The sequence below is a fragment of the Candidatus Kryptobacter tengchongensis genome (genome assembly GCF_001458555.1).
In the GTDB taxonomy this organism is placed as follows: Bacteria; Bacteroidota; Ignavibacteria; order Kryptoniales; family Kryptoniaceae; genus Kryptonium; species Kryptonium tengchongense.
In genome coordinates, this window is sequence record NZ_CZVH01000102.1 from 1 (window position 1) to 6,953 (window position 6,953).

Here is a 6,953-nt window from a genome sequence, read left to right on the forward strand (position 1 = left end):
CAAATTACTAATTTAACAACATCCGCCTTTGACCCAACATGGACAGACGATGGCAAAATAATCTTCGTTGCGCTTGAAAATTTGAAATTTCAAATAAGAATGATTGATGATGTTTACGCAAAACTTGAAAAACCAAATTTCACCCAGAAGATAAATCTAAATGAAATCAACAAAATACACTGGGATACACCACGAGTCCCCGGAATTCAAGAGGTTAATGTCGTCACATATCGTGGGAAATATGACCTTGATATAGCACAAAGTCAAATCTCAACCGATCCGATATTTGGAACAGTTGGAGGTGCTGCAATTGCCTTGAGCGATCTCCTCGGGAATGAAAGATATTACTTCTTGATCTACAACACTGCACAGACAAAAGATGAAATCTTGAAAAGTTTTAACATTGCGGTTTCAAGAGTTTCCCTCAGCAAAAGAACAAACTTCGCCTATGGAATTTTTCACTTCGCTGGAAGAAGATATGACCTCACAGACCCTGACCTTTTCTACTACGAAAAAGCATACGGAGGATATTTTGCACTAAGCTATCCAATCTCTGTCTTTAGAAGAATTGAAGCAAGTATAATGCTGAATCGTTCGGACAAGGAAATAATTTTTGGCGTTGGCGAAAGAAAAGCGATGCTCCTTTCAAATTCGCTTTCATATGTCTTTGATAACTCCCTCTGGTCCCCAACCGGTCCAATTGACGGTAAAAGATTTAATATAACACTTGCATACACAACCGATATACAATTTTCAAACGTTAATTATTATACCTTGATCTTTGACTATAGATATTACCTCAGACTATCAACAAGATCAGCATACGCAGTTAGATTAACTCTTTTCTACAATGAAGGTAAAGAAGCAAGAAGATGGTTCATGGGAGGAAGCTGGGATTTAAGAGGTTATGAGAGATGGTCAATAAGAGGGAAAAAACTCTGGCTTGTTAGTCAGGAGTTGAGATTCCCATTCATTGATAAATTTGATGTAAAATTCCCATTTGGCGGAATCTTCATAGGTTCAATAAGAGGTGCACTGTTTTTTGACGCCGGAAATGCATGGGACAACAAATACACAGAAACACTTGGAAGCTTTGGCTTCGGAATAAGATTTAACATCGGAGGAGTCCTTGTGTTAAGATATGACATTGGGAAAAGAATTGAAAACAACCTCTCAAAAGTTCAAAAGTCCTTCTTCCACCAGTTCTTTTTCGGATGGGATTTTTAAAATATTCAGATCTACCACAAAATGAGAAAAATGACTTTTTTATCTTTGCTGATTTTTATCTCATGTGCATCCTTTAAACTTGACAAAAATATAATACTCGGAGAATTTAACTGGGTTCAATATGGAAATTCACCTCAAAATTTAAATGTCTCCGATTTTAATATATCTCCTCCATTTCAACTTGCATGGAAATATAACGCTGGAGCTGGATTCTCATACAGCCCAATGGTAGTTGCAGATGGAATTTTATTCATCGCTACCCTTACTGATGAAATACATGTCATTGACATTGAAACAGGCAAAAAAATTGGAGTTATTGAATCTGAATCAGCTATCTCAGCAACCCCTGTGCTCTACAAAAATAAGTTGATAATACCTAATGCTTATGGAAAAAATACACTTCAATCAATTGATATAAATCTTGGCAAAGTTTTATGGCGTGAAAAAATCGGTGGGATTGAATCCGCACCTTTACTTATCTATGATAACCTCATTGTTGCAACAGTTGATGGCCATGTGATAAATTACCGAATAAAATATGACGTACCTGAAAAAATTTGGGAATTCAAATCTCAAAAACCAATTCGTTCAACCCCTGCATCAGATGGTAAAATTGTAGTATTTGGATGCGATGATGGAAATGTTTATTCTCTTGATCTTGAAACAGGAAAATTGATCTGGAAGTTTAACACTTCTTCACCTATCTTTGCTCCCGTTTCAATATCAAATGGGAAAATTTTCGTTGGAACGCTTAATGGAACCCTTTATGCATTGAACTTAAAAGATGGAAGCGTTGAATGGAAATTTCAAACAAACTCAAAAATTTACGGCGGATGTGCAATCAAAGAATCATTAATTCTTTTTGGAACCGCATCCGGGAAACTTTACGCATTAAATAAGGAAAATGGAGAAAAAATTTGGGATTTCTCAGCTAAAAGCATCATAAACTCCTCACCACTTATATCTGGTAATTATGTTTGTTTTGGCTCGCTTGACAAAAACATCTATGTAATTGATATCACAACTGGAAAATTGCTCTGGAACTACGAAACCGGAGGAAGGATAAAATCAACCCCGATCGTTTGGAAAGATTTTCTCATCGTAGCTTCGGAAGATAGATTTGTCTATGCATTTAAAACACAACAACAAATGAGATGAAAATTTTTTTATTATTGCTTTTGTTAATTTCGTTTGATCTTCCCTCGCAGGAAAAATATGGAACCATAAACATAAACACAGAGCCACCCGGTGCTTTCACTTATATTGATTCCGAATTCGTCGGAAAAACACCAATTACAAACTTAAAAGTTAAGCCCGGAACATATACGCTCAAACTTAAAAACCCCGAGATATCCAGCTGGCTTGAGCAGGATTTCGTTCAAAAGATAGAGGTTAAAGAAAATGACACGATGAATCTTCACATAACCTTTGAAAAATTTATCAAAATTAACTCAAACCCCTTCTCTGCAACTATTTTGCTTGGCGATTCAACAATAGGAACAACACCGGCAATTTTCAAGATGAAAGACTTGCTCGGCAAAAGTTTAAAACTTGTGAAGAAAGGTTATAACGACGCCGAGATTTTCGTTGACGGTAAAGCCGATAAAATTGAGGTCAATCTTACACCTCACAACGGAACGGAAACAGAATTAAGAACGGAGCCAAAAAATAAATTAAATATCGCCCTTCCTATAGATGGGGTAAGTTTGGCAAGTGGAATCACTTCCATCTACTTCAAGACAAAAGCCGATAAATTATACGATGAATACATAAAAACTGGAAATCCCGAAAAACTTAACACTATAAAAACTTACGATAAAATTGCCGGGATTACGCTCGTAATTTTTGAAGTGACCGCGATATTTGCTATATACATATTGATGAAAAACTAATCGCAAAGGACATTGTGTAAGGATACGGGTTGTGGAATTTTAAGGTCGCAATTAAAAGTTTTTATAATTTAATCACTTTGTCCTCTGTCGCAGACCGAGAGTTTTTGCATTTTCCTCAGCGACTTGAATTACACCGAAAAAATTTGCATTTTTGCTTTAAATTATTTAAGTTTTGAAAGGGTGAGAATTGAACCACTGTGGAATTTAAACTTTCTCTTTCTATTCATTCTATCACTGGAATAATTATGTGAGAATTGAACCACTGTGGAATTTAAACAATGGAAAGGCAGAGTTAATAGATGTTTCAAATAATGTGAGAATTGAACCACTGTGGAATTTAAACCAATATCATCGGGAAGACATGGTTTAGGCGTTACTACGTGAGAATTGAACCAGTGTGGAATTTAAACGATGGTAATGGGGCTTTTGATACCCACGTGTTCGAGTGAGAATTGAACCAGTGTGGAATTTAAACCTCATGCAAAATGACGGTAAAGTCTCTGAAACTTTAATGTGAGAATTGAACCAGTGTGGAATTTAAACTTGTTTTAAATTAGAAGATACATTTTATCTTTTTTGGTGAGAATTGAACCAGTGTGGAATTGTTCTTCACAGTTATAATTCAAAAACTAAACCAAAAATTAAGGAGGCTGGTCAAAAATGCGCTGGTTTAAAATAAAACAGGGAGCAATTTTTTTATTCTTTTTTCTTCTTAACCAGCCAATTCTCCCACAAGAAGCTCAAAAAGAGAATGTCAAATTTCTTCTTGATACATGGAAATATAACTTTGGGTGGAAAACCCTCGGCGGGGGATATATAAGACATATCTTGCTTTTTACAAATTCCAGTATTATAGACATGGAAACAGATGAGATTTCAAATACCCCCAACTATTCAAGTGGGTCCCACTTTAATGTATTAAGCGAAATCAGTAATATCTCTTCAGAAAAAGAATTAATTATATTACCACCAGCATTGATGCTTAACGCCATTCTTAACGATCTCTTACCGTCCCCGGAAGAAAGAACGAATAAGGAGATAGAAAAAGTTATCAACTTAGCCTCAGAAGATCCAACTGTTGAAAATTTTACTAACGCTATTAAAATGATACTTAAGGGAAGCAAGGTAAAGCAAATTTGGAAATACAGGGAAATTGAAGATGTTGAGGTTAAAAGAAAAGACAAAGAAGTTCACCTTAAATTCAAGTTCAATAATAAAAAGCACGAATTTATCTCTAAATATGCGAATGTTGAAAATTCTGAAAAAATTGAAGCCATCCTTAAAAAACTGTTTGACATTGAAAAAGTAAGTAAAACAAACGAAGAAAGTTATCTGTCAGTTTATTCTCAAGAAAAATCAGTTTATACTCAAGAGGAAAGTGTGAATAAAAAAGAATATGCAAAATCAAGTCTCTATGTTGAAATTTTAGGACAGGGCTTATTTTTATCAGCAAATCATGATTATAGATTTCGCCCAAATTCAAGTATAAGAGTTGGAATTGGCTTACTTCCTGTAATTTCTTTTGGTTTTGGGGTTGGTTTTGGGGTGATATTTCCAGTCACAATAAACCTTTTAACAGGTTCCGAGAGTTCTCACCATTTAGAATTTGGAGGAGGAGCAACTTTTGTTCTTATTTTTCCTCTTCCAACTTTAAACCTTGGCTATAGGTATCAACCTAAAAACGGTGGTTTTTTCTTCCGACTTGCATTTACGCCGATTTTTGATCCATACTTCGAAGATGGTCTAAGTTCTTATTTCTATGGACCCGATAAAAAGTCAGCACTTGTTCTAATAGGGGGAATTTCCATTGGATATACTTTCAGAAAGTAAATTAATTTTTTAATCTTTGAAGCTTCAAAATCATCGTATAGTTTGAAAGAATCGCAAGACCTTTTCGGTTTAATTTTAGAGAAAATTTAGGTTATGTGATTTCTTACACTAACAGCAACGATAGATTTTCAAAAAACTTTGGCGCTGGTTTTGTCCTCCGGCATGATTATTATCTCTTAACATCACTTAAACTACCCCTAGCTCCATAAATACACCCTTCGTGACGCTTATGCCGAAAACAAACCATGAAAAGCTTGACTTTTTAATTTCAATTCATTATATTAGTTAGGAATCCTAATTAATTTTAAAAACAAAATTAAGGTGCTGTCATGATTAAAAAAGTAATTTTAACCGTCGGGCTTGTTTCCATAATCGCTTTATTTCTATTTGCTAATCTCCCCAGCCAATCAAAATCAACCGTTCCATATCCAGAGGGATACAGGGGCTGGGCTCATGTGAAGTCAATGTTAATTCTCCCCGGGCATCCGCTTTATGAAGCGTTTGGTGGGATTCATCATATTTACGCAAATGATAAAGCAATGCGTGGTTATAGAACAGGTAAATTCCCCGATGGCTCAGTTATAGTGTTTGATCTTCTTGATGCAAAACTTGAGAACAACACATATGTTGAGGGTGAAAGGAAAGTCGTCGGGGTGATGTATAAAGATTCAAAAAAATTTAAAGATACAGGTGGATGGGGATTTGAAGCTTTCAAAGGGAACACAAAAGAAAGAGTGGTTAAAAATCCCGAACAAGATTGTTTCTCGTGTCATGCGTCGCAAGAATCAGCGGATTTTGTTTTTAGTCAGTATAGAAAGTAAATTAGTGTAAAAAGGGCGGGGCTTCATGCCTTGCCCTTTCAAAAATTAACATCTTAAAAATTATGTCAGTTTTTGATCCAGTAGAGCAAAGTGAAAACATTGATTCAAAGATTATCGCGGGGCTTGAAAGAATCGCAAGGGTTTTCAGGTTTCTTCTGTGGGATGTTGCAAAAAACGAAAATTTAAGCCCAATTCAAATCCAATTTTTAATTTTTCTTCTTTTCAACAACCCTTCAAGAACTCGCATAACTGATATCGCAAATGAATTTAGCCTCACAAAGGCAACTGTAAGTGATGCAATTGCCTCACTTGAAGCGAAAAATCTCATCATAAAAGACAAAGATCCCGAAGATAGGCGAAATTACATCCTTCAACTTACACCAAAAGGTAAAAAACTCGCAAAGAAGCTTTCAATCTGGGCTGATGCTTTGAAAAATAACTTGAAAAAGTTCAATCAAAAAGATAAAGAGACGATACTTGAATTCATTTTAAAACTAATTGAATCCCTCTACGAAGCTGGGATAATTACAACTCAAAGGATGTGTTTTTCCTGCGCTTACTTTCAAAAGAATGTTTCACCTAAATCAGATGCCCCACATTACTGCAATCTTCTTAACAAACCGCTTTCCATCGTTGAACTTCGCCTTGATTGTGAGGATTACGAGCCAGCTGTAATGGAATAAAAAGATTTCTACAATTTTAGTTGAACTTTTCAAATTTTTGAGTTAACATTATTATGCGATCTTATAAAACAAAATTACAATTGAACATGAGGAAAATTAAATTTTCAGCCCTTGCTATTTTAATTTTAATCCTTGCCTTTCCAACGCTTGCACAGAAGAAATTAACACTTGAGGACATATTTAAAACAGCAAAGTTTAGGACAAACTTCTTGTCAAAACAATGGCTTCCTGCTGAAGATGCTTATACAACTCTTAAATACGACTCCCTTTCAAAGTCAATGGCAATTTATAGGTATGATTTAAGATCTGGGAAAGAGGAAAAAATTTTGGATTACGCAGAGCTTGACAAACAAATTGAGGGTTTCTCAAAAAATGTAAGCGCTTATTTCTTATCTCAAGATAAAAGATACATTCTTTTCACTGGGAGTTTGCCCGCAAGGAGGTTGAAAACTGGTGGCAATTTTTATCTCTATGATCTGACAACAAAAGTTTTAAAACAA

At 35.2% G+C, this 6,953-nt stretch carries 7 protein-coding genes and 1 CRISPR repeat array; all 7 genes read left to right on the plus strand.

Annotated features, from left to right (window positions below; translation table 11 throughout):
* Window positions 1–1,227, plus strand: a 1,227-nt coding sequence (locus tag AT685_RS07830) for a BamA/TamA family outer membrane protein (protein ID WP_159420510.1), incomplete at its 5' end; no start/stop codon positions are given.
* A gap of 21 nt (window positions 1,228–1,248) precedes the next feature.
* On the plus strand, window positions 1,249–2,385 hold the full coding sequence (locus tag AT685_RS07835; RefSeq protein WP_072152204.1) for an outer membrane protein assembly factor BamB family protein: 1,137 nt from the start codon (window positions 1,249–1,251) through the stop codon (window positions 2,383–2,385).
* Complete coding sequence (locus tag AT685_RS07840; RefSeq protein WP_072152205.1) at window positions 2,382–3,119, plus strand: PEGA domain-containing protein; 738 nt, start codon at window positions 2,382–2,384, stop codon at window positions 3,117–3,119. The genes AT685_RS07835 and AT685_RS07840 overlap by 4 nt, the downstream gene beginning before the upstream one ends.
* 180 nt (window positions 3,120–3,299) lie before the next feature.
* Window positions 3,300–3,728: a CRISPR direct-repeat array (repeat unit 30 nt; unit sequence GTGAGAATTGAACCAGTGTGGAATTTAAAC).
* A gap of 51 nt (window positions 3,729–3,779) precedes the next feature.
* The gene (locus AT685_RS07845) at window positions 3,780–4,949 is read left to right on the plus strand and encodes a hypothetical protein (RefSeq protein WP_072152206.1); all 1,170 of its coding nucleotides are present in this window, start codon (window positions 3,780–3,782) and stop codon (window positions 4,947–4,949) included.
* A 329-nt stretch (window positions 4,950–5,278) separates the two neighbouring features.
* Entirely contained in the window at window positions 5,279–5,770 is a 492-nt protein-coding gene (locus AT685_RS07850; RefSeq protein WP_072152207.1) for a cytochrome P460 family protein, read from the plus strand.
* A 62-nt stretch (window positions 5,771–5,832) separates the two neighbouring features.
* Entirely contained in the window at window positions 5,833–6,453 is a 621-nt protein-coding gene (locus AT685_RS07855) for a MarR family winged helix-turn-helix transcriptional regulator (protein ID WP_072152208.1), read from the plus strand.
* A gap of 86 nt (window positions 6,454–6,539) precedes the next feature.
* Window positions 6,540–6,953 (plus strand): hypothetical protein (locus tag AT685_RS07860; protein ID WP_143713187.1); only part of this gene is annotated, 414 nt, incomplete at its 3' end.